Here is a 24,668-nt window from a genome sequence, read left to right as displayed (position 1 = left end):
TAGTGCTGCCGTCAGGCAGTGGGCTGATGCGGTGTGGTGGAGAGGATAGTGCGGTGTTGACCCCGTTTTGGGGCCAACATCAGGCTGCGCTGATTGATTCCTTGGCGGCAGTGACGACGGCCTCGGTGGTGATGCCGAATTCGCGGAACAGCGTCTGGTAGTCAGCGGACGCCCCGAAGTGCTCGATGGAGATGCTGCGGCCGGCGTCTCCGACGTAACCGCGCCAGGTCAGCGCGAGGCCTGCTTCGACCGACACGCGGGCCGTGATCGCGGCCGGAAGCACCGATTCGCGGTATTCGCTGCTCTGCTCTTCGAACCATTCCAGGCACGGGGCGCTGACCACGCGGGCGTTGATACCTTCGAGGGCCAGCTGCGCGCGGGCGTCCACGGCAAGCTGCACCTCGGAGCCGGTGCCGATCAGGATGACATCCGGGGTGCCGCCGGCTGCTTCGGCCAGCACGTAGGCGCCGCGGGCTACGTTCTTCGCCGAGGCGAAGACTTCAGCGGATGCTGCGCCCTCGCCACGCTCGTACACCGGAATGTTCTGGCGGGTCAGGGCGATCCCGGCCGGGCCGCCCCGGCGTTCCAGAATGGTCTTCCAGGCCCAGGCGGTTTCGTTGGCGTCGCCGGGGCGCACCACGTCGAGTCCGGGGATCGCGCGCAGGGTGGCGAGCTGTTCGATCGGCTGGTGGGTGGGGCCGTCCTCGCCGAGCGCGACGGAGTCGTGGGTCCAGACGAAGATCGACGGCGCCTTCATGAGCGCTGCCAGGCGAACGGCCGGGCGCATGTAGTCGCTGAAGATCAGGAAGGTACCGCCAAACGGGCGGGTGTTGCCGTGCAGCACGATGCCGTTGAGAATCGCGGCCATGGCGTGTTCACGGATGCCGAAGTGCAGTACGCGACCGTAGGAGTTCCCGGTCCATGCACCGGTGGAGTGCTCACTCGGAATGAATGAGGCGGCGCCGCCGATGGTGGTGTTGTTCGACTCGGCGAGGTCGGCCGAGCCGCCCCACAGTTCCGGGATGACGCCGCCGAGGGCGGTGAGCACCTTGCCGGAGGCTGCGCGGGTCGAGACCGCGGTGCCGCCGGGGAAGAGCGGGAGGGCGTCGTCGACGCCGTCGGGCAGGTCGCCGGACAGCACCCGGTCGAGCAGGATCTTGCGCTCGGGGTTGGCCGTCGCCCAGGCATCGAACTGCAGGGTCCATTCGGCGTGGGCGGTGGCGCCGCGCTCCACGGCCAGGCGGGTGTGGGCGATGACCGCGGGGGCCACGTCGAAGGCCTTCTCCGGGTCGAAGCCCAAAACCGACTTGACCCCGGCGAGTTCCTCGGCGCCGAGGGCGGAGCCGTGGATCTTGCCGGTGTTCTGCTTCTTCGGGCTCGGCCAACCGATGATCGTCTTGAGGATGATCAGGCTCGGCTTGCCGGTTTCGTTCTGTGCGGCCTCGATGGCCTTGTGTAGCTCGGCGACGTCTTCGACGTAGGAGCCGGTCTTCTTCCAATCCACCGTCTGCACGTGCCAGTCATAGGCGGCATAGCGCGCAGCGACGTCCTCCGTGAAGGCGATGTTGGTATCGTCCTCGATCGAGATCTGGTTGCTGTCGTAGATGGCAATGAGGTTGCCAAGCTGCTGGTGGCCGGCGAGAGAGGATGCCTCGCTCGTGATGCCTTCCTGCAAGTCGCCGTCCCCGGCGATGACATAGACGAAGTGGTCGAACGGGCTGGCGCCTGCGGCGGCATCCGGGTCGAACAGGCCACGCTCGAAACGCGACGCGTAGGCGAACCCGACAGCGGATGCCAGGCCCTGGCCGAGCGGGCCGGTCGTGATCTCGACGCCGTCGGTGTGGCCGTATTCCGGGTGGCCGGGGGTCTTGGATCCCCAGGTGCGCAGGGCTTTGAGGTCTTCGAGCTCGAGGCCGTAGCCACCGAGGTACAACTGCACGTACTGGGTGAGCGAGCTGTGGCCGACCGAGAGAATGAAGCGGTCGCGACCGATCCACTCGTTATCGGCCGGGTCGCGGCGCATGATCTTCTGGAACAGCAGGTACGCGGCCGGGGCGAGGCTCATCGCGGTGCCCGGATGCCCATTCCCAACTTTCTCCACGGCGTCAGCCGCCAGAATGCGCGCGGTATTGACCGCCTGATCGTCAATGGAATCCCATTGGAAAGCTGCCACGTCACGTAACCCTTCATTGAAGCGAAGGCGGGTTGAGCTCAACCCATCCTTTGATAGTTGTGCAATTGTCGGCAACCGTTTCGTTCTTGCCCGTCGCGCCTTCCTGGCGCTGGACTGCAAGCGAAGTGTCACCCCCAGCGAGTTGGCCTGCTTCACGCTGCCATCTCCCACCCGGGGGCTCGCCGAACTACTGATTCACTGTGGGGAGCACTGCAAGTATACGTAAGGAATGTGCCGGGACGCTCGAAATGACGTGACATGGAGTCACAATCCGGATCCGGGCTGCGGTGGAGCGTCGCGCGGCTGTGTCCTAGAATGGGAAGACTTGCCTAGCGTTAGAGGATTAATGGACGTCGCCCTGAAGACCCCGGTCCGGAGCGGACCGCGCACACTGAAGCGCACCATCAAGGCCTACATCTCCCTCACCAAACCGCGAGTCGTCGAGCTGCTCCTGGTGGTCACTGCCCCCACAATGTTGCTCGCCGAGCGAGGAATCCCCAATCTGTGGTTGATCCTGGCAACGCTGGTCGGCGGATCGCTCAGCGCCGGCTCGGCTGGTGCGTTCAATTGTTACCTCGATCGCGATATCGATCGCCTCATGAAGCGCACCAAGAATCGGCCGCTGGTCACGGGAGAACTGAGCGATCGGGAAGCCCTGATCTTTGCGTGGGCGTTGGGCGCTGCGTCCATTCTGTGGCTGGGACTGCTGATCAACTGGCTCGCCGCCGCGCTGTCGTTCGGTGCCATTCTGCTCTACGTCGTGTTCTACACGATCATCCTCAAACGTCGCACCCCGCAGAACATCGTCTGGGGCGGTGTCGCCGGGTGCATGCCCGTACTGATCGGCTGGGCTGCCGTGACCGGTGACCTGTCCTGGCCGCCGATCATTCTCTTTATGATCATCTTCCTCTGGACACCACCGCACTACTGGCCGCTGTCGATGAAATACCGCAGCGACTACCAGGCCGCCGGAGTTCCCATGCTCGCCGTGGTGCGTGGTCGCGCCCAGGTCGGCCTGCAGGTCATCCTCTATGCGTGGGCTACCGTCGCCTGCTCGCTGCTGCTCATTCCTATCGCCGACATGGGACTTCTGTATAGCTTTACCGCGCTCGTCACCGGTGGTTGGTTCATCTATGAGACACACCGCCTGTACAGCTTGGCTATTCGGCACGAGCACGTGTCACCGATGCGTGTCTTCCACGGTTCGATCGCCTACCTGACCCTGTTGTTCGTCGCCGTCGGAGTCGACCCGCTGCTCCCGTTCTAGGCCGGCGCGCCTCGTTTTCGTCGTCCGCCTCTGACTGATTTAGACCCGCCGGGTGAGGCGGGTGTCGATCTTGCCGACGTCCGCCGAGTGGATGACGACGGTGACAACGCGTCCGGCCAGGGCCATCGCGGTCGCCGTGAAGTCGGAGGCCGTGACGGTGATGGCGGGCAGGGCCCTGTCGTCCACGACCAGATTCGACCGGTGGGCCAGTGCCAGCTCGATCTCCGACTGCTGCTGCGTGTGTCGGTCCGCCCACAGTTGCGACCCGAAGTCGTACGGGTTCTTGGCGTAGTTCATCACGATGTACTGCAGGTGTTGGTTGAGCGCATCCCGAATGGGGTCCCCGCCGCGACTGGTGGATCCCGGCACGTCGGTGAAGACGAAGCCGCGCAGTTCGGCGATGCCGACCGGTCCGGCCGGGGAATCTTCGAACCAAAAATTGCCCGACGGGTCGGCGAGCCAGTAATGCGCCTGCGCTTCGAGCGTGCGGCCATGGTTGCCGTACCAGCTCCAGCCGCGCTCCTGGATGCGCGATTGCGGCACGAAACCGAACACCGGCGGACCGAACAGGGCAAGGCGCGCCGCATCGTCTGGCGGCTTCGATTTGGCTCCCGGAGCGAGATGCATGTCTGGAGAGTACACCGGCCGGCACCGCCGGGGGAGAGCTACGCGAACTAATTCCTCGCGGTCCCGTTCCCGGCAAACTCGGGGAGTCCGGCGGGCTGACCGACTGGGGCCTTGAGGTTCAGCACAACGGCGGTCATCGCTGCGGCAAGCACGCAGGCGAGCACCATGTGCAGCCCGACGAGCAACGGCGGGAGCCCCAGATTTGCCTGCAGCAGTCCGACCACAATCTGCACGAGCTCGACCACCAGCAACGTGACGACGAAGGAACGCACGGGCAGCTTGCCACGAACGGATGCCCCGACCAGCACGAGCGTCAGGACCAGCGTCGCGTAGCCCGGCCAGGCGTGCAGGTGCTCGAGCAACTCGGCGTTGAAGCCGGTGCGCCCAGCGGCAACATCGCCCGAATGCGGTCCGGAGGCGGTGGTGAGCACACCCATCAGTACGGTCAGCGCAACGACGAAACTCGTGGCGTGGGCGAGCCCGGCGAAACCGACCGGCACGACCAGTGCGCGCAGGCCCGGTGCGAGGTAGACCCGGTGCACGAGCACGGTCGCGATGCAGACCATGATGAGCGACGCGGTGAAGTGAAATCCAACGATGAAGGGGTTGAGGCCGGTCAACACGGTGACGCCGCCGACGAGCGCCTGCGCCAGAACGCCGGATCCGAGGATCACGGCGAGCACGAACAGGTCCTTGCGCCCCTTGCGGAGACGCCAGAGCAGCACGACGGCCGCGATCGCAATGATGCCGATCAGCCCGGTCATCAGTCGGTTTCCGAATTCGATGACTCCGTGCACCCCCATCTCCTGTGTCGGCACCAGGGACCCGGCGACACAGGTCGGCCAGGTCGGGCAGCCGAGCCCGGAACCCGTCAGGCGAACAGCGCCTCCGGTTCCGACAATCAAAATCTCCGTCACAAGTGACAGCCAGGCGACCACCCGAATCCGTGCGTCGATAGCGCTCGGTAACCACTGGTATATCGCATTCACCGGTTCTGCTCCCACTGTGTTGCTTCTCATCGAGTGTCTTCTGATCGTGCCCTGTGCAAATGTAAATCGACCCGCAAAGCACGCGTATCCTGCTGATCAACCTGTAGAATTGATATCTCATGGAGATACTTCGTGCGGTCATGGTGATTGCACGTTTGCAATCGGAACCGAACAGCCCCCACCGAGGTCTGGTCGGCTCAGGTTAGTTTCCTACTCCATGAATATTCTAGGTACGCAACGTAGCTGTCCACACAACCCGTTCCCCGTGGTCTCCACTGAGTTCACCTCGACTGAGTTCATCTCGACTGAGTTGATCGATACTGGGGCCACCCGGGAATGACCGGACTAATATCCGGGTTGTGCTGGGTAGAGAAGAGGTAATTATGTCGGATGTCCTGCTCGACCGTCCCGACCTTGAGGGGATTGGAACCTACGAATTTGGGTGGGCCGACTCCGACAAGGCCGGCGCATCCGCTCGCCGTGGTATTTCTCCCGAGGTCGTCACGGACATCTCGAACCTGAAGTCCGAGCCGGACTGGATGCTGCAGCGACGCCTCAAGGCCCTACAGCTGTTCGAACGCAAGCCGATGCCCACCTGGGGCGCCGACCTCTCCGAGATCGACTTCGACAACATCAAGTATTTTGTGCGCTCAACGGAGAAACAGGCCCAGACCTGGGAAGACCTGCCCGACGACATTAAGAACACCTACGAGAAGCTCGGCATCCCCGAAGCTGAGCGCCAGCGCCTCGTCTCCGGTGTCGCCGCGCAGTACGAATCCGAAGTGGTCTACCACCAGATCAATGAGGAGCTCGAAGCCCAGGGCGTCATCTTCATGGACACCGACACGGCGCTCAAAGAGCACCCGGAGTTCTTCGAAGAGTACTTCGGCACCATCATCCCCTCCGGCGACAACAAATTCGCTGCGCTCAACACGGCGGTCTGGTCCGGCGGGTCGTTCGTCTACGTGCCGCCCGGCGTGCACGTCGAAATCCCGCTCCAGGCCTACTTCCGCATTAACACCGAGAACATGGGCCAGTTCGAGCGCACGCTCATCATCGCCGACGAGGGCAGTTACGTGCACTACATCGAGGGCTGCACGGCCCCGATCTACAAGTCCGACTCGCTGCACTCGGCCGTGGTCGAAATCGTCGTGAAGAAGAACGCGCGCGTTCGCTACACGACCATCCAGAACTGGTCGAACAACGTCTACAACCTCGTCACCAAGCGGGCCACGGCCGGCGAAGGCGCCACGATGGAGTGGATCGACGGCAACATCGGTTCCAAGGTCACAATGAAGTACCCCTCGATCTACCTGATGGGGGAGCACGCCAAGGGCGAGACGCTTTCGGTGGCCTTCGCCGGCCCCGGCCAGCACCAGGACGCCGGAGCCAAGATGATCCACATGGCTCCGTACACGCAGTCGTCGATCGTTTCCAAGTCCATCGCTCGCGGTGGCGGGCGCAGCGGCTACCGTGGTGAGGTTCGAGTGGATGCTGCCGCGCACCACTCCGCCAACACGGTTCGGTGCGACGCCCTTCTGGTCGACACCCAGTCGCGCTCCGACACCTACCCGTCCATCGACATCCGCGTGGACGACGTACAGCTCGGCCACGAGGCCACCGTCTCCCGCGTCAGCGCAGAGCAACTGTTCTACCTGATGAGCCGCGGCATGCCCGAAGACGAGGCAATGGCCATGATCGTTCGCGGTTTCATCGAACCGATCGCCCGGGAGCTCCCGATGGAGTACGCCCTCGAACTCAACAAGCTCATTGAAATGGGCATGGAAGGATCCGTCGGCTAAATGTCCGCCGCTTCAGCGCTTTCGAAGAGCGCTTCAAAAACTGTGCCCGAATCATCCACCCCCGCCGCCGACTCGTCGACCCTGCCGGTCGGCCAGCACGGAATCAAGGAACACTCAGACGGCCGTTTCGGCTACGTGCCGGTGCAAACCCGCTCCGGCCGCTTCAAAAGCGTCAACGTGGCCGACTTCGAGGCCGTCACCGGACGCGAAGCCGTCTGGAAGCACTCACCGGTCGCGAAGTTCACGGACCTCACCGCGGGTGACCTCGACGGCTCGCGTTACGCCGTTGAATCCACCCCGTCGGCGGACGTGTCCGTTGAGTGGGTCCCCAGAACGGATGCCCGCATCGGCACCGCCGGGCTGCCGGAAGAACGCGCAGCTGCGAACGCCTGGTCGGTGTTCGACGAGGCCCTCGCCATCACGGTGAGCGGCGAAGAAGCCAAGGAGATCACGGTCACTCGATCGGCTCTCGGCAACTCCGCCCGCGGAGCCCACACGATCATCGAGGCCAGGCCGTTCAGCCAGGCCACGGTCATCCTGCACAACACCGGTGACGCTCGCCTGAGCGAAAACGTCGAAATCATCCTCGGTGAGTCCGCGAACCTCACGGTCGTCTCGCTGCAGGAATGGGACGATTCCGCGGTGCACCTGGCCAACCATTTCGCATCCGTCGGTCGCGACGCTCGCCTCAAGCACGTCGTCGTCTCCCTCGGTGGCAGCATCGTGCGTGTCAATCCCTCGGTGCGTCTGGCCGGATCAGGCTCCGACACGCTCCTCCTCGGTCTCTACTTCGCGGATGCCGGCCAGCACCTGGAACAGCAGGTCTACGTGTTCCACGACGCCCCCAAGAGCCGCAGCCGCGTCAACTACAAGGGCGCGCTGCAGGGCCAGGACGCCCGCACGGTCTGGATCGGCGATGTGCTGATCGGACACAAGGCTGCCGGGACCGACAGCTACGAACAGAACCGCAACCTCGTGCTCAGCGCGGGTACCCGCGCTGATTCCATCCCCAACCTGGAGATCGAAACCGGCGACATCGTCGGGGCCGGTCACGCCAGTGCTACCGGGCGGTTCGACGACGAGCAGCTGTTCTACCTCCAGGCTCGCGGGATCACCGAGGAGGAAGCGCGGCGACTGGTCGTGCGCGGTTTCCTGACCGAGGTCGTGCAGCAGATTGGTTCCCCCGAACTTGAAGCTCGGTTGCAACTCGCAATCGAAGCCGAACTTATTGGAACGGACGACAAGTAAGCATGGCCGCAACGAAGATCTGCGCTCTCGATGAGCTCGAAGTAAACCAGGCCGTCAAGGTCGAAATCGATGGGGTCGCCATCGCCCTCGTGCGTGATGCCGCCGGCGACGTCTTCGCCATCGGTGATACCTGCACGCACGGTGACATCTCCCTGTCCGAGGGATTCGTGGAAGGCCAGACTCTCGAGTGCTGGGCCCACGGCTCGATGTTCTCCCTCACCACCGGCAAGCCGCTGTCCCTGCCGGCCTACGACCCGGTTCCGGTCTACAACGTTGAACTCATCGACGGTTATGTCTTCGTCGATCCTTCCGTCACCGTCGCGGTCTGAATCGTCTCAAGCAGAGTCAGTCTCAAGCAGAGCCTGTCTCAAAGCACCGACCGCCCCACCAGCTCATTTTTTAGAATTCAGAAAGGAATAGGACATTCATGTCTGTTCTTGAGATCAAAGACCTGCACGTCAGTGTCGAAACCGACCAGGGCACCAAGCAGATTCTGCGTGGCGTCAACCTCACCATCAATGAGGGCGAAATCCACGCCATCATGGGCCCGAACGGCTCCGGCAAGTCCACCCTGGCCTACACAATCGCCGGCCACCCCAAGTATCACGTCGAGAGCGGCTCCATCCTGCTCGACGGCGCCGAAGTGCTCACCATGACAGTGGATGCCCGCGCTCGTGCCGGCCTGTTCCTCGCCATGCAGTACCCGATCGAGATTCCCGGCGTTACCGTCACGAACTTCCTCCGCACCGCCAAGACGGCCATCGAGGGTGAAGCTCCGCCGATCCGCACCTGGATCAAGGACGTTCGCCAGGCCATGACCAACCTGCGCATGGACAAGACCTTTGCCGAGCGCAACGTCAACGAGGGCTTCTCCGGTGGCGAGAAGAAGCGCAACGAGATCCTTCAGCTCGAACTGCTCAAGCCCAAGTTCGCCGTCCTCGACGAGACCGATTCCGGCCTCGATGTCGATGCGCTCAAGATCGTCGCCGAGGGCGTCAATCGCGCCAAGGCCAACACCGGCCTCGGACTGCTCCTGATCACGCACTACACGCGCATCCTGCGCTACATCCACCCTGACTTCGTGCACGTGTTCGTCAACGGGCGCATCGCCGAACAGGGCGGCCCGGAGCTCGCCGACCGCCTCGAGGACGAAGGCTACGATCGCTTTCTCGTCCCGTCGAACGTAGGCTAATACCATGGCCTCCACACTCAGTCCGGCGCGCTTCGATGAAATCGAAGAAGCCCTCAAAGATGTCATGGACCCGGAACTCGGCATCAATGTCGTCGACCTCGGGCTCATCTACGACCTCGGCTGGGACGACGAGAACAACGCTCTCATCATCCACATGACCCTCACCTCGGCCGGCTGCCCGCTGACCGACGTGCTCGAGGAGCAGACGGCCGAGGCTCTGGACGGCGTCGTTGACCAGTTCCGCATCAACTGGGTCTGGATGCCGCCGTGGGGTCCGGAGAAGATCACCGACGACGGTCGCGACATGATGCGCGCCCTCGGCTTCGCCATGTAGTACTCGTTCGATTTGGAAGCCCCGCCAGCATCAGCCGGCGGGGCCTTCTGTTTGTGGCTTAGAGCCGCGGGTCGACCGGCTCGAATTCCATGGCCAGCACGCCGAATACAGCCTTGGAAGTCGCAGCCTGGTCGTTCTCGTCGTTGGAGACGAGCCTGCGGAAAAGGTCCCGCGACAGCGTCTCGAACTGTCCGAAGTGGCTGGCAGCGAACGTCGACTTTCCGAAGCCCGAGGCGCCGCCGAGCACTACGAGCGACAGGTCGAGAAGAGTGAGACGCGTCATCACTGGGTGGCCTTTCGGAACAGAGCGAGTTGGGTCGGGGAGCCGAGTTGGACGTCGACGTCGCCGACCGTTCGGTACTCGACCGTGAACCCGCGGCGAGCCGCGACTTCAGCCGCCCAGGCAACGCACTCGGCCCGGGACCACTCGAATCCGTGATCGAGGCCAGCTCCGGTACCGGCCCGTGGTCGAGGTCGTTCAGCCGGGCATTCGCGGCAAACAGCGTCGTTGCCTCGTCGACCATCGACCGCTGATGCGCGAGGTAGTGGCGGGTGATGAGCGCGCGCTCGGGGTGGTCAGGCAGCCAGCCTTCGCCCGCGCGGGGGAGCTTGCCGACCTCGTCGTCCGATACCCAAGAGTTCTTGGCGTCGTCGTGCACGGGCAGCAGAACATAAAGGCGCCGGAGCCCATCGCTGAGGAGGACGTCGCCGCGCAAAACGAGGTCGACGTAGACGGAATCGCCCCACTCCGGGGAGTCCGGGTCCAGCAGAATCGGCGTCTCATCGACGGACCAGCCGAGCTGCCCGAACAGGCTCGTGACGAGGCCGGCTGTGTCGGGGCCCTTGGCCGGCACGGCCGCCACGGTGACTTCGAGGGGCAACGCGGATGCTGCGAGCTCGGGAAACGACTCGCTTAAACCGTTCATGGCCGTGCGGAAGACCCGGCCCAGCGCGATGGCGACCATGGGTGAAAACGCATATGGCCGGTCGTTCACGTAACGAGCGAGAATTCCTGCGCGCGATCTGGGTGCTTACGAAGCAGGTGGCTCAGATTGGATGCGGCAGGCGCAGTCGAGGTGACGGTGACGAGCACGGGGTCCTTCCTACGAGTGAACGCTGCGGTGGTCTAAGTGCTGGATGACAGGCCGACAACGCCATAGACTTTCTCTGCGAACGGGGGATCGTTGGAGAGCCTGAACCCGTTCTGCCGGTGTGATTTCAGGTCGAATGCCTTCCACACTCGTCCGGTCGTGGACTTGTGACAGGGCACTTCGCTCGCCCGTCTTGGCCTCGACCACTCTAGAACGGTTGGGGGTCAGGGTCCCCGGCATTGTCGGTGTCCCAAACGGAGGTCCACGGGTCGGACTGGGGTGGTGTTGGTGCGGTCGGCGGAGGTGGTGCTGGTGCGGTTTGTTGTCGCGGTGGGCTGATGCGGGTGGCGGGGTCGGTGGCGTAGTGCTTGCCGGCGGGGCTGGTCCAGTGCAGGGTGCCGTCGGGGGTGGCGACGGCCTTCCAGTCGCTGAAGTGCTTGAGGTTGTGGTGGGCGGGGGAGAGGAAGTGCAGGTTGGTGGCGGTGGTGGGGCCGCCGAATTGCTTATCTAGGTGTGGTCGAGGTCGCTGTGGCCGGCGGAGCGGTTGCAGCCGGGGAACCGGCAGGTTCCATCGCGGAGGCGCAGGTACTTCTTCAGGCTCGCCGGCACCCGGAAGGGCTCGGCGCTGACGTCGAGGACGATGCCGGTGTGCGGGTGGGTGAGGATGCGCAGGAAACTCGTCGCCGGCGGCGCGGAGCCAGATCGTGGCCATGCCGTCTGTGTCGGGGAAGAACTGCACCCGGCGGTCGGCGAGGCACTTGGGGCGGCGCACGGTGATGCTGTCGGGGTGGAAGCGTTCGCGGAGTTTTCGGGCCTTGCCGTCGAATTGGGCGGGGGTGAGTCGTTTCGCGTGCGGCAGCAGCACCGTTTCGAGCTCGGCGCGGGCGGGCGGGGGGACGGAGTCGAGCTGGTCGAGCACCCGCCGCACGTGCCGCAGGGAGATCTACCCGGTGCGGAGGGCATCGAGAGTCTGGGTGCGGGATTCCACCAGCACGCGGCTCTCGTGGAGGAGGCTGGAGGCGGTGCCATAGGGGATGCGCAGCGCGCAGGCCATCCCTGCGACGAGGCCTTGTTGGGCGGCGAAGGTCGCGTCCCAGTCGTGTTCGTGCTGTGGTCCGGTCTGGGGTCGGCCGGTTTCGGCGGTGTTGGTGGTGTAGTCCCACGCTTCGGTGAGGACCTCGGCGTTGCTGGCCTGGGGCCAGGCGATGATCTTCTCTTGCTGGCATTAGGGTCTACTGAGTGGAACGATATGCTAGTTGTATGGATACAGGGGAAAACGGGGCGATCCGGCGGCGAGCGGCACAGGCGGCGAGCACGAGGGCGGATATCGTCATGGCTGCAGGGCGCCTCATGTTGGAGCGCGGTTATGTGGGTACGTCGGTCGCGGCCATTGCGGGGGAGGCCGGCGTGGTGGTGCAGACCATCTACAACTCAGTGGGGTCCAAGGCCGAACTGCTCGCGGCGGTGCTCGACCGGGTGGCGGCGGAGCCGGATGCGCCGGCATTGTTGTCGGGGGTGACTCGGGAACGCATTGCCGAGGCACGCACGGCGACCGAGGTCATCCGTATATTGGCGCGGTCGAGCGCCCTCGTGAACGAGCGTACGTCGGGCATTTTGCGCATCGTCAGCGAAGCGGCCGTCGTCGATCCCGATGTGGGCGAATTCGAGCAGAAGCGCGACGCGGCCCGGTTGCACGGGTTCGGTGAGGTGGCGGCGGCGCTCCGCGAAAAGCGCGGACTGCGGGGCGGCATCAGCGACCACGAGGCTGCAGCGACGATGTGGGCTCTGGCCCACCCGCACACGTTTCGGACGCTCGTTCTGTCACTGGGCTGGTCGACCGAGGCGTACCTCAACTGGCTGGAAAAATCGCTGTTGGCAGCCCTGCTCTAGGTCGCCGCGGGGCCCTCGTGTGCCGAGCACAGCCTGAAGGCAAATATACTAGTGAGTTGGACCGCTTTGGCCCACACACACTTCACACCCGTACAAACACTTCGAATGGACTATTGCTGTGCTCAACGTGCAAGATCTCGAAATCCGCGTTGGAGCCCGCGTGCTCATGGAGGGCGTCAACTTCCGCGTCGCGAGCGGCGACAAGATCGGCCTCGTCGGCCGTAACGGAGCCGGCAAGACGACGCTGACGAAGACGCTCGCGGGGGAGACGAACCCGACCAAGGGATCGATCAGCCATTCGGGTGAAATCGGCTACCTGCCCCAGGACCCGCGCGCCGGCGACCCGACCATGCTGGCCCGCACGCGCATCCTCGATGCCCGCGGCCTCGGTACAATCGCCCTCGGGATGCACGAGTCCAGCCTCGCCATGGCCGACCCCGACCCTAAGATCAGCGCCGCCGCCATGAAGAAGTACGGTCGCCTGACCGACGAATTCAACGGACTCGGCGGCTATTCCGCCGAGGCGGAAGCCGCGTCGATCGCGAGCAACCTGAAACTGCCAGACCACATCCTCGACCAGGCCTTGAGCACACTGTCCGGTGGTCAGCGCCGTCGCATCGAACTGGCGCGAATCCTGTTCTCTGCCGCCGAGATGATGATCCTCGACGAACCTACCAACCACCTCGACGCCGACTCGGTGGCGTGGCTCCGCGAGTTCGTCAAGAACTACAAGGGTGGCGTCATCATCATCAGCCACGACATCGAACTCGTCGGCGAGACGGTCAACCGGGTGTTCTACCTCGATGCGAACCGCATGATGATCGACATCTACAACATGAACTGGAAGAACTACCTGCTGCAGCGCACAGCGGATGCCGACCGGCGCAAGAAGGAACGCTCCAACGCCGAGAAGAAGGCGTCCACCCTGCAGCTTCAGGCCGCCAAGTTCGGCGCCAAGGCCAGCAAGGCCGCCGCAGCGCACCAGATGGTGGCCCGCGCCGAGAAGCTCCTCTCCGGTCTCGACGCCGTGCGGGCCGTTGAGCGCGTGGCCAAGCTGCGTTTTCCCGAGCCTGCACCGTGTGGTCGCACCCCCCTCATGGCCAAGGACCTTTCGAAGAGCTACGGTTCCCTCGAAATCTTCACCGCCGTCGACCTCGCGATCGACCGCGGCTCCAAGGTTGTCATCCTCGGCCTCAACGGTGCCGGAAAGACCACCCTGCTGCGCATGCTCGCGGGCGTCGATGAGTCCGACACCGGTTCGATCGAACCCGGCCATGGTTTGCGCATCGGCTACTACGCGCAGGAGCACGAGACGATCGACGTCAAGCGCAGTGTGCTCGAGAACATGGTCTCCTCGTCGCCGAGCATCACCGAGATGGAAGCCCGCCGGGTACTCGGCTCGTTCCTGTTCACCGGTGACGACTCGAACAAGCCCGCCGGAGTGCTCTCCGGTGGCGAGAAAACGCGTCTCGCCCTGGCCATGATCGTCGTCTCCGGCGCCAACGTGCTGCTGCTCGACGAGCCCACAAACAACCTCGACCCGGCCAGCCGCGAGGAGATCCTCGATGCCCTGGCGCACTACGCCGGAGCCGTCGTGCTCGTGAGCCACGATGAGGGGGCCGTGCAGGCTCTCAACCCGGAGCGAGTGCTCATCATGCCCGAGGGCACTGAAGACCACTGGAACAAGGACTACCTCGACCTGATCGAGCTGTCCTAACTCAACTTCTGATTCGGCGGTGGCACGCCGAATCGTCCGAGTCAAAGGAATCGTGCGTGTTGCCGCCTGACGAGTCATTGCGCATCGCGCTGGTGTGCCTGCATACTTCGCCGGGCGCGGATCCGGGGGCCGGTGACGCCGGCGGTATGAACGTTGTCGTGCGCCACCAGGCCGAGGCTCTCGCGGCCTTCGGGCACGAGGTGAGCATCGTGACCCGCCGCTCAGCGGCCAACCAGCCAGCCTCGATGCCGCTTGCTCCCGGCGTGACCCTGCACTTTCTCGACGCCGGTCCGCCCGCAGCCCTGCCGAAGGGTGAGCATGAGCACTGGATGGCTGACTTTTCGTCCCGGCTCGCCGAACTCGAGCCGCACGACATCATTCACTCGCATCACTGGTTCTCCGGCATGGCGGCCCTACCCGTCGCCAGGCGCTGGGGCGTGCCGCACGTGCAGAGTTTTCACAGCATCGCTGCCGACGATTCGACGCCGCTCTCCGCGGGTGAGCGGGCCGAATCACCGGGGCGGATGCGCGGCGAGGCCTGGCTGGCCCGCGAATCGGATTCGCTTGTGGCGATCAGTGCGGCCGAGGCCACGACGATCATGGGACGACTCGGTGGAGCCACCGAACGCACAGCGGTCGTACTGCCCGGTGTCGACAGCACGGCATTCCGCCCGGTCGGTCCGTCCAGCCGTGCTTTTGAGGCCGACGACCGAGGCTATCTGCTCGTTGCTGCCCGCCTGCAGCCGTTGAAGGGGCTCGACCTCGCCATTGCCGCCATTGCCGGCGTTCCCGCTGAGATCCGTCCGTCCCTCGTGATCGCCGGTGCGGCATCGGCCGACTACAACGGCTACATCGAGGAGTTGCGCGAACTCGCCGAGCGGGTCGGGCTCGGGCCCCAGCTTCGGTTGGTCGGTCCCCGGTCCAGGGAAGACCTGGCCCGCCTGTTTCGCGGAGCCCGCCTGGTGCTGGTTCCGTCTCACTCAGAAACGTATGGGCTGGTCGCGCTCGAGGGGGCGGCGAGCGGCGTGCCGGCTATCGCCGCAGCATCCGGTGGCCTGCGTGAAGCCGTCGTTGACGGAGTCACCGGCCTGGTGCTGGAGTCGCGTGAGCCGCGGGTGTGGGCCGACGCGATCGCCGATCTGCTGGCCGATCCGCAGCGGGCCCAACGGATGTCCGTGGCGGCTCGGGAGCACGCCCTTCGCCTGGACTGGACCCGATCCGCCGCGTCGCTGCTCGGCGTCTACCGGGGATTGCTCAGTCCCGGCACCAGCCAGGGCACCTCCGGCAGTCGGCAGGACCACCGCGCTGTCGCCTGACGCGTACCGCGGCTAGTGCAGCTGCCGGTCGAGCAGTGCGTCTTCGACCTCGGCATCATTACGCGGTTTCGCCGCACGCTTGCGGGCGCGCTCATCCGCGCGTTCGCGTTCCTCGGGGTCATCGGCATTCACTGCTCGGTATTCTTCGCGCACTGCCCAGCCGAGGCCGATGAACGCGAGCAGGCCGAACACGAACCACTGGAACGCGTACGACAGGTGTGGACCTTCATCGCGGATGGGTTTCGCAACGGCGGTCGGGCGTTTGTCGGTGGCGGCGGGGCTCTCGGTGTCCATCAAACCGTAGGCACCAGTATAAGTGGGTTGGTCGAGGCGTTCGGCAATGGACGTGAGGTTGATCGTCGCAACCTGGTCACCGCTGGCGGTGCGGCCCGGCAGGTCCGGTTCGGTCGCCTTGAGCCTGGCAACGACGGTGACCGTTCCGCTCGGCGGCGCCGGCACCGTGTCCGGAGCATCCTGTTCCTGACCGGTGGGAAGCCAGCCGCGGTTGACGATAAAAATAGTGCCGTCGGTGAGCAGCAGCGGGGTCAGTACCTCGAAGCCGGGATTGACGTTCAGCGGTCGGTTGCGCGCAAGCATCTCGTCGTCCGTGAGGTAGGTTCCGGTCAGTTCCACCGGCATCCACTTTTGGGATTCATGGAAGTCAGTCAGCTCGGGGAGCGCTTCGGTTACGGAAATCGGCTTGGAATCGAAGTTGGAATCGATCTTGAACAGCTCGGTGAGGGCCTCGTCGCGCCGAGCCAGCTGCCAGACGCCGAGTCCGGAACACACCGCGGCGAAAAGAATCGTCAGCGCCAGGTACCCCGCCCAGCGGCGGCTGAAGGCGAACCTCCAGCCCGTCATTGCTCATCTCCGCTCGGCTTCGACGTGGCCTCCAGCTCGCTCACGGTCAGGGGAAAGTCACGGGCGGTCAGAAACTCACGCAGGTAGTCGACGTGCTCGTCGCAGGCGAGCCAGGTTTTGACGCGGTCGGCCGAGTGGATGCGCGGGTTGCGCCAGTCCAGCCGCCAACGGCCCGCGTTCTTGCAGTCCGCCCGCGAGCACGTCGACGATTGCAGGGGAGCGCCCAGTCCGATCATCACAGCGGCCGCGCGAGCACTCACTTGACCCCATCGTCGGGCGCGCGGTTCTCGGAAGAGGTATAGATCTCGACACTGCCCGGCCGCAGGACTTCGGCTCCACGCGGCGCAATCTTCACGTTCGCGACGACGACGGCGAAGTACGGCAGTACGATCGCACCGATCGCGCACAGCACCAGCCACCAGCCGTTCACGAACAGCATGAGCACAATGCAGACGACACGCACACCCATCGCAATCGAATATTTGATCATCCGACTGCGTCGTTCGACCTCCGGAGAGGCGGGGAGCGAGGTGATCGACTGCTGCTTCATAGGTCCATCGGGTTCAAGTTGGTTTCGTCCAAGGTAGAAAATCCACCTGTTCAAGCCTACGTCCGCGCGGCGTGGTTGGTGCACGCCTTAAACTTGAATCTGCCGGGTATTTCAGCGATCCCGACCCGCGACGTCAATCCACAGCAAGCAACAGAACAGGAACTTCATGACAACGGCTCGAACAGTGCTCGTCACCGGCGGTAACCGCGGCATCGGCTTTGCCATCGCGGAGGAGTTCCTCGCCCAGGGACACCGCGTCGCCGTGACGTCTCGGTCCGGGCACGGGCCGGCTGGCTGCGTCACCGTGCGCGCCGACGTGACCGACGCCGCATCCATCGATGCCGCCTTCACCGAGATCGAGGCGATCTACGGCCCGGTCGAGGTCGTCGTGGCCAACGCCGGCATCACCCGCGACACCCTGCTCATGCGCATGTCAGAGGATGACTTCACGTCGGTGGTCGACACGAACCTGAGCGGGGCGTTCCGCGTCGTCAAGCGTGCCAGCAAGGGCATGCTCAAGGCACGTTTCGGGCGGATCGTGCTCATTTCCAGCGTTGTGGGCCTGTACGGCTCCGCCGGGCAGGTGAACTATTCGGCGTCCAAGAGCGGCCTGATCGGGCTGGCCCGCTCGGTCACCCGCGAGCTGGGCGCCCGCGGCATCACCGCCAACGTCGTTGCTCCCGGATTCATTGAAACCGACATGACGGCAGCCCTGCCCGAAGCGCAGCAGGCGGAGTACCAGCGCAGCATCCCGGCCGGCCGGTTCGCCACTCCATCCGAAGTCGCTCGTGTCGTGACCTGGCTCGCCGGCGATGACGCTGCGTATATCTCGGGTGCAGTCATTCCGGTCGACGGCGGCCTCGGTATGGGCCACTAAACCGCCTGAGCGTGAACCGCCTGCCGTGCGGCGGAGCTGCCGGCTCAGCCGCGCAGGCCGAGCAGCGGCAGTACCTGACTGAGATTGCAGTGGTCGATCACCAGGTCGGCTTCACGCTTCACCCGCGGTTTGGCGTTGAACGCGACGGCGAGACCGGCCGCGTCCATCATGCACAGGTCGTTTGCGCCATCACCGACCGCGATCGTCTGCGACAGGGCGATCCGGCCGCCTGCGGCCCATTCGCGCAGGGCGACCGCTTTGGCCTCGGCGTCGATGATCGGTCCGAGAACTCGTCCGGTTAGGCGGCCGGCTTCGACCTCGAGCCGGTTGGCCCGCCAATGGTCCAGGCCCAGTTCGGCCGCGAGGGGGTCGAGCAACTCGTGAAAGCCGCCTGACACCACTCCGACGACGCCCCCGCCGGCATGAATGCCGGCAATCAGTTCGGGAACCCCCGCAGTCAGGCGGATGCGTTGCCCCACCTCGGCAAAGACAGTGTCCGGCAGTCCCGCCAGGGTCAACACCCGCTGGCGCAGGCTTTGCGCAAAGTCGAGTTCGCCGCGCATGGCGAGTTCAGTGACATCGGCGACGAGATCGCGTGAGCCGGCAGCATCCGCCAGCAGCTCGATCACTTCGTCCTGGATCAGTGTGGAGTCGGCGTCGAGCACGACCAGGAAACGTGGTGCGGAGCTAAGGATCACGGAGTAACGAGCACGCCCTTGCCGACGACGGTAATGCCGGATTCGGTCACACTGAAACCGCGCGCGAGGTCGCGATCCCGATCGACACCGACCGTGGCCCCGGCCTCGACGATTACTTCCTTGTCGAGAATGGCGCGTCGAACTATGGCGCCCGGCCGAATCTGCACCCGGTCGAACACGATCGAGTCGACGACCTCACAGGCGGAGCCGATCGAGGTCCACGGACCGAGTACGCTCCGCTCGATGTGAGCGCCGGAGATGACGCAGCCCAGCGAGACGATCGAGTCGATCATGGTTCCGAGTGCGCCATGACCGTCGCGCACGAACTTCGCCGGCGGCGAGTTCAGCTGCATGCTGAAGATCGGCCACTTCTGGTTGTACAGGTTGAACACGGGGAGCGCAGAAATGAGATCCTGGTGCGCTTCGAAGAACGAATCGATGGTTCCCACATCGCGCCAGTAGTACTTATCCCGATCGGTGGACCCTGGCACTTCGTTGCGCTGCAGGTCGTACACGCCCGCGTCGCCGCGGGAGACAAAATCGGGGATGATGTCGCCGCCCATGTCGTGACTGGAGTCGGTACGCTCACCATCGCGGAGCACCGTCTCGATCAGGGCATCGGTGTTAAAAACATAGTTGCCCATCGAAGCGAACACCTCGTGCGGGGCGTCGGCGAGCCCGACGGCATCCTTGGGCTTCTCCCGAAAATCGGAGATCCGATCGGGGGTCGCGGCATCCACTTCGATGACGCCGAACTGGTCGGCCAGGCCGATCGGCTGGCGAATGGCCGCGACCGTCGCCGACATTCCCGACGCGATATGCGCGTCGATCATCTGGCTGAAGTCCATCCGATAGACGTGGTCGGCGCCGACGACGACGACGATGTCGGGTTTCTCATCGTGAATGAGGTTGAGGCTCTGCAGAATCGCATCGGCCGAGCCGCTGAACCAGCGCTTGCCGAGCCGTTGCTGGGCCGGCACCGAGGCAATGTACGAGTTGAACAGTCCGCCGGACACATGCCAGGTCTGGGAGACGTGGCGGTCGAGGCTGTGTGACTTGTACTGGGTCAGCACCACGATCTGGGTGACACCGGAATTGATGAGGTTGGAAAGGGCGAAATCCACCAGGCGATAATGCCCGCCGAAGGGGACAGCGGGCTTCGCCCGGTCCTCGGTCAGCGGCATTAGCCGTTTTCCCTCACCACCGGCGAGAACGATTCCAAAGATCTTCTTGGCCTTCATGTGTCCAGAGTAGGGCCAACCGAGCGACACGACTAGCACCACGAGATGTGCGTCGGGTCGGGCTGCGCTACCTTTGCTGCATGCGAGTGGATCTGATGACCAAGGAATACCCCCCGGAGATTTACGGGGGAGCGGGCGTACACGTCACGGAGCTCGTGCGAGCGCTCCGCGAAGATATCGACGTCTCGGTGCGCTGTTTCGGTGCGCCCCGCCCCGATGCCGACACATTCGCCTATGCGGTGCCGGCCCAGCTGGTCGATGCCAACGCCACCTTGGGCACGTTGGGCGTCGACCTTCAGATGGCCCAGGACGCTGCTGGGGCCGATCTGGTGCACTCGCACACGTGGTACGCCAACGCCGCCGGGCACCTCGCCAAGATGCTCCACGGCATTCCGCACGTGGTGACCGCGCACAGCCTCGAACCCCTGCGTCCGTGGAAGGCCGAGCAACTCGGCGGCGGCTATCGGGTGTCGAGCTGGATCGAGAAGACGGCCTTCGAGGCAGCGGATGCCGTCATCGCCGTCAGCGACGGCATGCGCCGCGACATCCTGCGCAGCTATCCAGCACTCGACGAGAGCCGGGTGCACACGGTGTACAACGGCATCGACCTCGAGCGCTGGAAGCCCAGGCTCGACGTCGATTTCGTACGCGGGCTGGGGATCGATCCCGACCGGCCGTCTGTCGTCTTCGTCGGCCGCATCACACGGCAAAAAGGCCTGCCGTATCTGTTGCGCGCCGCAGCATTGCTGCCACCGGAGGTGCAGCTCGTGCTGTGCGCCGGCGCGCCCGACACTCCCGGCATCCTGGCTGAAGTCACCGCCGGCGTCGAGGCCCTGCAACGAGAACGATCGGGAGTCGTGTGGATCAACCGGCTTCTCGCCCAGCCCGAGCTCGCCGCCGTCCTGACCCACGGCACGGTCTTCGTCTGCCCGTCCATCTACGAACCACTCGGAATCGTCAACCTCGAGGCCATGGCCTGTGGCCTGGCGGTTGTGGGCACGGCCACCGGAGGAATTCCGGAGGTCGTGGCCGACGGCCAGACCGGGCGGCTGGTGCCGATCGAGCAACTGACCGACGGAACGGGCACCCCGCTGCATCCAGACCAGTTCGTCTCCGACCTCGCCCGCATCCTCACCGAAGTGGTGAGCGATCCAGCCCGCGCCGCCGACATGGGGCGCGCTGGCCGCCTGCGGGCGGAGCACGAGTTCGGTTGGAGTCAGATCGCTACGCGCACTCGAGAGATCTACACGTCCCTCCTCTGACGTGCAAGCGCCGGGTCGTCGAGCGACGGCCCGGCGTATTTCAGCACCGGCCCCGCCCGATAACATGGCTGTATGGCCAACGTTCTGCATTTCACCGACGTCTCCGTCGTCCGGGGTGGCACCACCATCCTCGACTCAGTGAATTGGAGCGTCGACGACGAGCAACGGTGGGTCATTCTCGGCCCGAACGGTGCGGGCAAGACCACCCTGCTGCAGATCGCCGCCGCCTTCATGCACCCGTCGAGCGGTCAAGCCGAAGTGCTCGATGAGACGCTCGGCGGAACGGATGTCTTCGAACTGCGGCCCCGGATCGGGTTCGCGTCGACCGCCATGGCCCGTAAGGTGCCCGGCAACGAGAAAGTCCTCGATGTTGTCATGACGGCGGCCTATTCTGTCACCGGCCGGTGGAACGAAGAATACGAGACCATTGACGAACGCCGCGCCCAGCGGGTGCTGCAGGAATGGAACCTCGATCACCTCGCCGACCGCAAGTTCGGCACCCTCAGTGATGGAGAGCAGAAGCGGGTGCAGATCGCCCGTTCGGTCATGACCGACCCGGAGATTCTGCTGCTTGACGAGCCTGCTGCGAGTCTCGACCTCGGTGCCCGTGAATCGCTTCTGCAACTGCTCAGCGGTTTCGCGCAAGAGCCCAATTCGCCGGCCATCATCATGGTCACCCACCATGTCGAAGAGATCCCACTCGGGTTCACCCACGTGCTGCTGCTGTCGGGCGGCCAGGTCGTCTCCTCCGGGCCCATCGGTGAGGCGCTCACCGCCGAGGCCCTCAGTGAGACGTTCGGCCTGAACATCGAACTCATCGAGACCGACGGTCGTTACTCGGCTCGCGCGGTCTAACCGAGCGCTCGGCGAGCGCGGCTTTCTGCTAAAGCAATGTCTGCTAAAGTAAGTGGCTGGCCATCTGGCCACCCAGCTTGCCGTCGCCTTTCTGTGACACGGCGGGCAGGGCCTAATAATCGAACAGCACTGTGACCAGTTACAAGTCTGTTCACCAGAAGTGCAAAAGGAAATTTTCATGAAGTCTGACATCCACCCCGAGTATGCTGCCGTCGTCTTCCGCGACCTCGCCTCCGGCGCGACCTTCCTGACTCGTTCGACGGTCTCCAGCAAGAAGACCATCGAGTGGGAAGACGGAACCACGTACCCGGTCATCGACGTGGAAATCTCCTCCGAGTCGCACCCGTTCTACACGGGCAAGCAGCGCATCATGGACTCCGCCGGCCGCGTCGAGAAGTTCAACTCGCGCTACAAGGGCTTTGGCAAATAGCACCAGGTTTCGGAACGCTCCGGTTCACAACAACAGAAAGCGACCAGCTCCGGCTGGTCGCTTTCTTGTTGGGGCCGCAACTGTCAGCGCTGAGGGAGTCAGCGCTGAGGCCAGGCGGTGTCGGCCAGAAATTCGGGATCGCGGCCGCGCCGCATGTATTCTTGAAAACTTTCTGCCTGCTGGCGATACCAGGTGACCTGCAGGGAATGCATCTCACCGAGCGTTGCGGGAAGCGCGCGTTCGTGCGCGCGGTGAATCGCCTGAGCGACGCGTCCGGCCGCGATCGCGTCGGCGCCGGCATCGTGAGCGTCGTCGAGGACGACGCCGTAGAACGCGCTCGTGACTTCGAGGGTGCGCTTTCCCTTGCGATACTTGTCGACTGCTTTGTCAATGACCAGGGGGTCAACGACCGGACTGGGCGCCACCAGGGGGGCAATGCCGTAGCGCAGGGCTTCACGGTCGAGCAGGGTGAGGTCGTAGGGGGCGTTGTAGGCCACGATGGGCAGACCGTCGCTCAGATGCCCGCGGAGAGCCGTGACGATCTCGGCCACCGCTTCTGACGCATTTCGGCCGTGCTCTACGGCCTGCTGGGTGGTGATGCCGTGCACGCTGGTCGCGCCGGCCGGAATATCAACACCGGGATCGACCAGCCAATCGATTCGCTCCACGGCTGTGCCGCTCGCGTCGAGAACGGCGACGGTGGCCGACACGATGCGGCAGGTTTCCACGTCGATGCCGGTGGTTTCAAGGTCGAATACGGCGAGGTGATCGCTCCAGGTGCTCATACCTCCACCCTAGGGGCGACCACCGACAGGCATCCGCGCCGCCCAGAGCGATGGCTCCCGTATGACTTGCAGTCAGAGTGTGATCCGCCGGTTGATGACGTCTTCTGCACTCTCACGCATGGTGTGATCACGCGCCCGGGCATCGGCCCGCAACCGTTTGAAGGCTTCGTCCATGTCGACGGTACTGACCTGGGCGATGACCCCCTTCGCTTGTTCAATCAAGATGCGACTGTTCAGCGCCCGCTGCAACTGCTCGTTGACGACGGCGTCTTCACGCACGGTGCGTTCCTGCAGGATGCTGATGGTCGCGACATCGGCCATGGCCTGCCCGATCGCTGCGTCCTCAGGGGTGACGTCGCCAGTTTCGGTGCGAAACAGATTCAGCGCCCCGATCGCCCGATGGCGAACTCGCATGGGAATCGCGTGTACGGAGCGAAAGCCCTGGGAGAGCGCGGCAGCTGCAAATTCCGGGTAGGTGTCGTGAAAAGCGTCAATATCGCCGAGGGTGACGACTTTGCCGGTGAGGTAGCAGTCCACACAGGGACCGGAACCGGCCTGCTGCTGCAGGACCTCGACGAGGTAGCTCTCTTCGCTGGTGGACGCGACCACCTGGAGTTCCCCGCTGGGATCGGCCAGCAGGAGGCCGGCCGCAGTGGCGTCGAGCAACTCCACGCACTCCTCGACCAGGGTATGCAGCACGTCGAGGACGTCATATTCGCCTACGAGAGTGTCCGTCAACTTCACGAAGGCGGCGCTCACCAGCGCGGCGCGAGTCATGGTGACCATGAGTGATTCTCTGACCTTTCTTGAATTTCAATCATTTTTGGGTGAAAATTGCAGGCGGCGGGCGACTACGTCACCCGCGATGCTGCGCACCGTCGTTCCGTGGGAGAAGGCATGCGCGCGAAGCACGAGCAGGGCATCCGTTGGCGTCACGTTCATCTGCACGAGCACCATGCCGGTCGCCTGGTGAATTTCCCGTCGCGACAGGGGCGATGCCGAGGACGCCGACGTGGTCTCGCCGCTGGCTGCTGATTCCTGCACGCGGAGCAGGCGGTCGAGCAGGTTCCAGGCGGTCTCGTTGGCCAGCACCAGGGCCTTAGCCCGGTCCGTGCGATCCAATACCCCAGGCGTTGTGCTGTACAGCTCGACGATTCCGACATCGAGCGCGCCGAGGGTGAGCGGAAAGACGTAGAGCGCTTCAACGGCGGTGTCCATCAGCGCCGTATAGAAGACGGGCCACAGCGGATGCGCCACCTCACGAATCCGAGGTTCCAACACGGGAAGTCGGGTGCGAGCCGCCTCCCACCGCGGGCCCTCGCCGAGATCGAACTGCAGTTCATCGAGGCGAGCAGCGAGGCCGTCGGTGGCGCAGACGACCGTTTCCGGGACCTCGCCACCAAAAACAGACACCGCAGCACCGTCAACCGGCAGGGAGGAGACAAAATGGGCGCACAATTCCG

At 64.4% G+C, this 24,668-nt stretch carries 27 protein-coding genes and 1 pseudogene; 14 read left to right on the top strand and 14 right to left on the bottom strand.

Features of this window, described 5'->3' with window-relative positions; all coding sequences use genetic code 11:
- Positions 1–79 precede the first annotated feature (79 nt).
- A complete protein-coding gene (tkt, locus tag E3O06_RS02505; protein ID WP_134501438.1) occupies positions 80–2,173 on the bottom strand; it encodes a transketolase in 2,094 nt (697 codons plus the stop codon).
- A 346-nt stretch (positions 2,174–2,519) separates the two neighbouring features.
- Between tkt and E3O06_RS02500 the strand changes: the two genes are divergently transcribed.
- On the top strand, positions 2,520–3,440 hold the full coding sequence (locus E3O06_RS02500; protein ID WP_134501437.1) for a heme o synthase: 921 nt from the start codon (positions 2,520–2,522) through the stop codon (positions 3,438–3,440).
- Between the two features lie 39 nt (positions 3,441–3,479).
- On the opposite strand, the gene E3O06_RS02495 is transcribed toward E3O06_RS02500, so the two are convergent.
- Together E3O06_RS02495 and E3O06_RS02490 are read right to left on the bottom strand one after the other, a co-directional pair.
- The gene (locus E3O06_RS02495) at positions 3,480–4,067 is read right to left on the bottom strand and encodes a hypothetical protein (protein ID WP_134501436.1); all 588 of its coding nucleotides are present in this window, start codon (positions 4,065–4,067) and stop codon (positions 3,480–3,482) included.
- Positions 4,068–4,114: 47 nt separating this feature from the next.
- Positions 4,115–5,086, bottom strand: a complete 972-nt coding sequence (locus E3O06_RS02490; protein ID WP_134501435.1) for a COX15/CtaA family protein — start codon at positions 5,084–5,086, stop codon at positions 4,115–4,117.
- 353 nt (positions 5,087–5,439) lie between these two features.
- On the opposite strand from E3O06_RS02490, the gene sufB reads away from it, so the two are divergent.
- From sufB to E3O06_RS02465, 5 genes are all read left to right on the top strand, one after another.
- On the top strand, positions 5,440–6,858 hold the full coding sequence (sufB, locus tag E3O06_RS02485) for a Fe-S cluster assembly protein SufB (RefSeq protein WP_134501434.1): 1,419 nt from the start codon (positions 5,440–5,442) through the stop codon (positions 6,856–6,858).
- Positions 6,859–8,106 carry a Fe-S cluster assembly protein SufD gene (gene sufD / locus E3O06_RS02480; RefSeq protein WP_134501433.1) on the top strand — a complete coding sequence of 416 codons (1,248 nt, stop codon included), beginning with the start codon at positions 6,859–6,861 and terminating at the stop codon, positions 8,104–8,106.
- Between the two features lie 2 nt (positions 8,107–8,108).
- A complete protein-coding gene (locus tag E3O06_RS02475) occupies positions 8,109–8,435 on the top strand; it encodes a non-heme iron oxygenase ferredoxin subunit (protein WP_134501432.1) in 327 nt (108 codons plus the stop codon).
- A gap of 98 nt (positions 8,436–8,533) precedes the next feature.
- Positions 8,534–9,298, top strand: coding sequence for a Fe-S cluster assembly ATPase SufC (gene sufC, locus E3O06_RS02470; protein ID WP_134501431.1), 765 nt, complete (start codon positions 8,534–8,536; stop codon positions 9,296–9,298).
- A gap of 4 nt (positions 9,299–9,302) precedes the next feature.
- On the top strand, positions 9,303–9,632 hold the full coding sequence (locus E3O06_RS02465; protein ID WP_092107875.1) for a metal-sulfur cluster assembly factor: 330 nt from the start codon (positions 9,303–9,305) through the stop codon (positions 9,630–9,632).
- A 58-nt stretch (positions 9,633–9,690) separates the two neighbouring features.
- On the opposite strand, the gene E3O06_RS02460 is transcribed toward E3O06_RS02465, so the two are convergent.
- Positions 9,691–9,915, bottom strand: coding sequence for an AAA family ATPase (locus E3O06_RS02460; RefSeq protein ID WP_134501430.1), 225 nt, complete (start codon positions 9,913–9,915; stop codon positions 9,691–9,693).
- 47 nt (positions 9,916–9,962) lie between these two features.
- On the opposite strand from E3O06_RS02460, the gene E3O06_RS17870 reads away from it, so the two are divergent.
- Complete coding sequence (locus E3O06_RS17870; protein WP_241979825.1) at positions 9,963–10,166, top strand: hypothetical protein; 204 nt, start codon at positions 9,963–9,965, stop codon at positions 10,164–10,166.
- 32 nt (positions 10,167–10,198) lie between these two features.
- Here the strand turns inward: E3O06_RS17870 and E3O06_RS17865 are convergent.
- Positions 10,199–10,725, bottom strand: a pseudogene (locus E3O06_RS17865) (3' terminal RNA ribose 2'-O-methyltransferase Hen1); the annotation flags it as partial.
- A 206-nt stretch (positions 10,726–10,931) separates the two neighbouring features.
- The gene (locus E3O06_RS18230) at positions 10,932–11,642 is read right to left on the bottom strand and encodes a 13E12 repeat family protein (RefSeq protein ID WP_134501428.1); all 711 of its coding nucleotides are present in this window, start codon (positions 11,640–11,642) and stop codon (positions 10,932–10,934) included.
- Between the two features lie 413 nt (positions 11,643–12,055).
- On the opposite strand from E3O06_RS18230, the gene E3O06_RS02435 reads away from it, so the two are divergent.
- From E3O06_RS02435 to E3O06_RS02425, 3 genes are all read left to right on the top strand, one after another.
- Positions 12,056–12,613: a TetR/AcrR family transcriptional regulator gene (locus E3O06_RS02435; RefSeq protein WP_198415764.1), complete on the top strand. Its 558-nt coding sequence runs from the start codon at positions 12,056–12,058 to the stop codon at positions 12,611–12,613.
- Between the two features lie 118 nt (positions 12,614–12,731).
- Positions 12,732–14,330, top strand: coding sequence for an ABC-F family ATP-binding cassette domain-containing protein (locus E3O06_RS02430; protein WP_104192730.1), 1,599 nt, complete (start codon positions 12,732–12,734; stop codon positions 14,328–14,330).
- Between the two features lie 56 nt (positions 14,331–14,386).
- Entirely contained in the window at positions 14,387–15,646 is a 1,260-nt protein-coding gene (locus E3O06_RS02425) for a glycosyltransferase (protein WP_241979824.1), read from the top strand.
- 12 nt (positions 15,647–15,658) lie between these two features.
- Here E3O06_RS02425 and E3O06_RS02420 read toward each other — a convergent pair whose 3' ends face one another.
- Genes E3O06_RS02420 through E3O06_RS02410 form a run of 3 tightly spaced genes read right to left on the bottom strand, consistent with a single transcriptional unit; the run spans position 15,659 to position 17,057 of the window.
- Positions 15,659–16,507 carry an SURF1 family cytochrome oxidase biogenesis protein gene (locus E3O06_RS02420; protein ID WP_134501426.1) on the bottom strand — a complete coding sequence of 283 codons (849 nt, stop codon included), beginning with the start codon at positions 16,505–16,507 and terminating at the stop codon, positions 15,659–15,661.
- Positions 16,504–16,743 carry a hypothetical protein gene (locus E3O06_RS02415; RefSeq protein ID WP_134501661.1) on the bottom strand — a complete coding sequence of 80 codons (240 nt, stop codon included), beginning with the start codon at positions 16,741–16,743 and terminating at the stop codon, positions 16,504–16,506. The genes E3O06_RS02420 and E3O06_RS02415 overlap by 4 nt, the downstream gene beginning before the upstream one ends.
- 20 nt (positions 16,744–16,763) lie before the next feature.
- Positions 16,764–17,057 carry a DUF3099 domain-containing protein gene (locus E3O06_RS02410; protein WP_134501425.1) on the bottom strand — a complete coding sequence of 98 codons (294 nt, stop codon included), beginning with the start codon at positions 17,055–17,057 and terminating at the stop codon, positions 16,764–16,766.
- 166 nt (positions 17,058–17,223) lie between these two features.
- On the opposite strand from E3O06_RS02410, the gene E3O06_RS02405 reads away from it, so the two are divergent.
- The gene (locus E3O06_RS02405; RefSeq protein ID WP_134501424.1) at positions 17,224–17,934 is read left to right on the top strand and encodes a beta-ketoacyl-ACP reductase; all 711 of its coding nucleotides are present in this window, start codon (positions 17,224–17,226) and stop codon (positions 17,932–17,934) included.
- Positions 17,935–17,978: 44 nt separating this feature from the next.
- Here E3O06_RS02405 and serB read toward each other — a convergent pair whose 3' ends face one another.
- Together serB and E3O06_RS02395 are read right to left on the bottom strand one after the other, a co-directional pair.
- Positions 17,979–18,632: a phosphoserine phosphatase SerB gene (gene serB, locus E3O06_RS02400; protein ID WP_241979823.1), complete on the bottom strand. Its 654-nt coding sequence runs from the start codon at positions 18,630–18,632 to the stop codon at positions 17,979–17,981.
- Positions 18,629–19,873, bottom strand: a complete 1,245-nt coding sequence (locus E3O06_RS02395) for a glucose-1-phosphate adenylyltransferase (protein WP_134501423.1) — start codon at positions 19,871–19,873, stop codon at positions 18,629–18,631. Before E3O06_RS02395 ends, serB begins: the two co-directional genes overlap by 4 nt.
- A gap of 80 nt (positions 19,874–19,953) precedes the next feature.
- Between E3O06_RS02395 and glgA the strand changes: the two genes are divergently transcribed.
- The 3 genes from glgA to E3O06_RS02380 all read left to right on the top strand — a co-directional run bounded on the left by glgA (position 19,954) and on the right by E3O06_RS02380 (position 22,420).
- Positions 19,954–21,135 (top strand): glycogen synthase, encoded by a 1,182-nt coding sequence (gene glgA, locus E3O06_RS02390; protein WP_134501422.1) that lies wholly within the window; start codon positions 19,954–19,956, stop codon positions 21,133–21,135.
- Positions 21,136–21,207: 72 nt separating this feature from the next.
- Positions 21,208–21,990 carry an ABC transporter ATP-binding protein gene (locus tag E3O06_RS02385; protein WP_134501421.1) on the top strand — a complete coding sequence of 261 codons (783 nt, stop codon included), beginning with the start codon at positions 21,208–21,210 and terminating at the stop codon, positions 21,988–21,990.
- A 178-nt stretch (positions 21,991–22,168) separates the two neighbouring features.
- Positions 22,169–22,420, top strand: coding sequence for a type B 50S ribosomal protein L31 (locus E3O06_RS02380; protein WP_092107894.1), 252 nt, complete (start codon positions 22,169–22,171; stop codon positions 22,418–22,420).
- 98 nt (positions 22,421–22,518) lie between these two features.
- Here the strand turns inward: E3O06_RS02380 and E3O06_RS02375 are convergent, their stop codons facing one another.
- The 3 genes from E3O06_RS02375 to E3O06_RS02365 form a co-directional block, all read right to left on the bottom strand.
- Positions 22,519–23,205 (bottom strand): exonuclease domain-containing protein, encoded by a 687-nt coding sequence (locus E3O06_RS02375; RefSeq protein ID WP_134501420.1) that lies wholly within the window; start codon positions 23,203–23,205, stop codon positions 22,519–22,521.
- A 72-nt stretch (positions 23,206–23,277) separates the two neighbouring features.
- Complete coding sequence (locus E3O06_RS02370; RefSeq protein ID WP_134501419.1) at positions 23,278–23,991, bottom strand: GAF and ANTAR domain-containing protein; 714 nt, start codon at positions 23,989–23,991, stop codon at positions 23,278–23,280.
- Positions 23,992–24,018: 27 nt separating this feature from the next.
- Positions 24,019–24,618, bottom strand: coding sequence for a GAF and ANTAR domain-containing protein (locus tag E3O06_RS02365; protein WP_241979822.1), 600 nt, complete (start codon positions 24,616–24,618; stop codon positions 24,019–24,021).
- Between the last annotated feature and the right edge of the window lie 50 nt (positions 24,619–24,668).

It is taken from the genome of Cryobacterium glaciale (assembly GCF_004402535.1).
GTDB classification, from domain to species: domain Bacteria; phylum Actinomycetota; class Actinomycetes; order Actinomycetales; family Microbacteriaceae; genus Cryobacterium; species Cryobacterium glaciale.
This window is presented reverse-complemented; position numbering and strand designations above follow the sequence as displayed.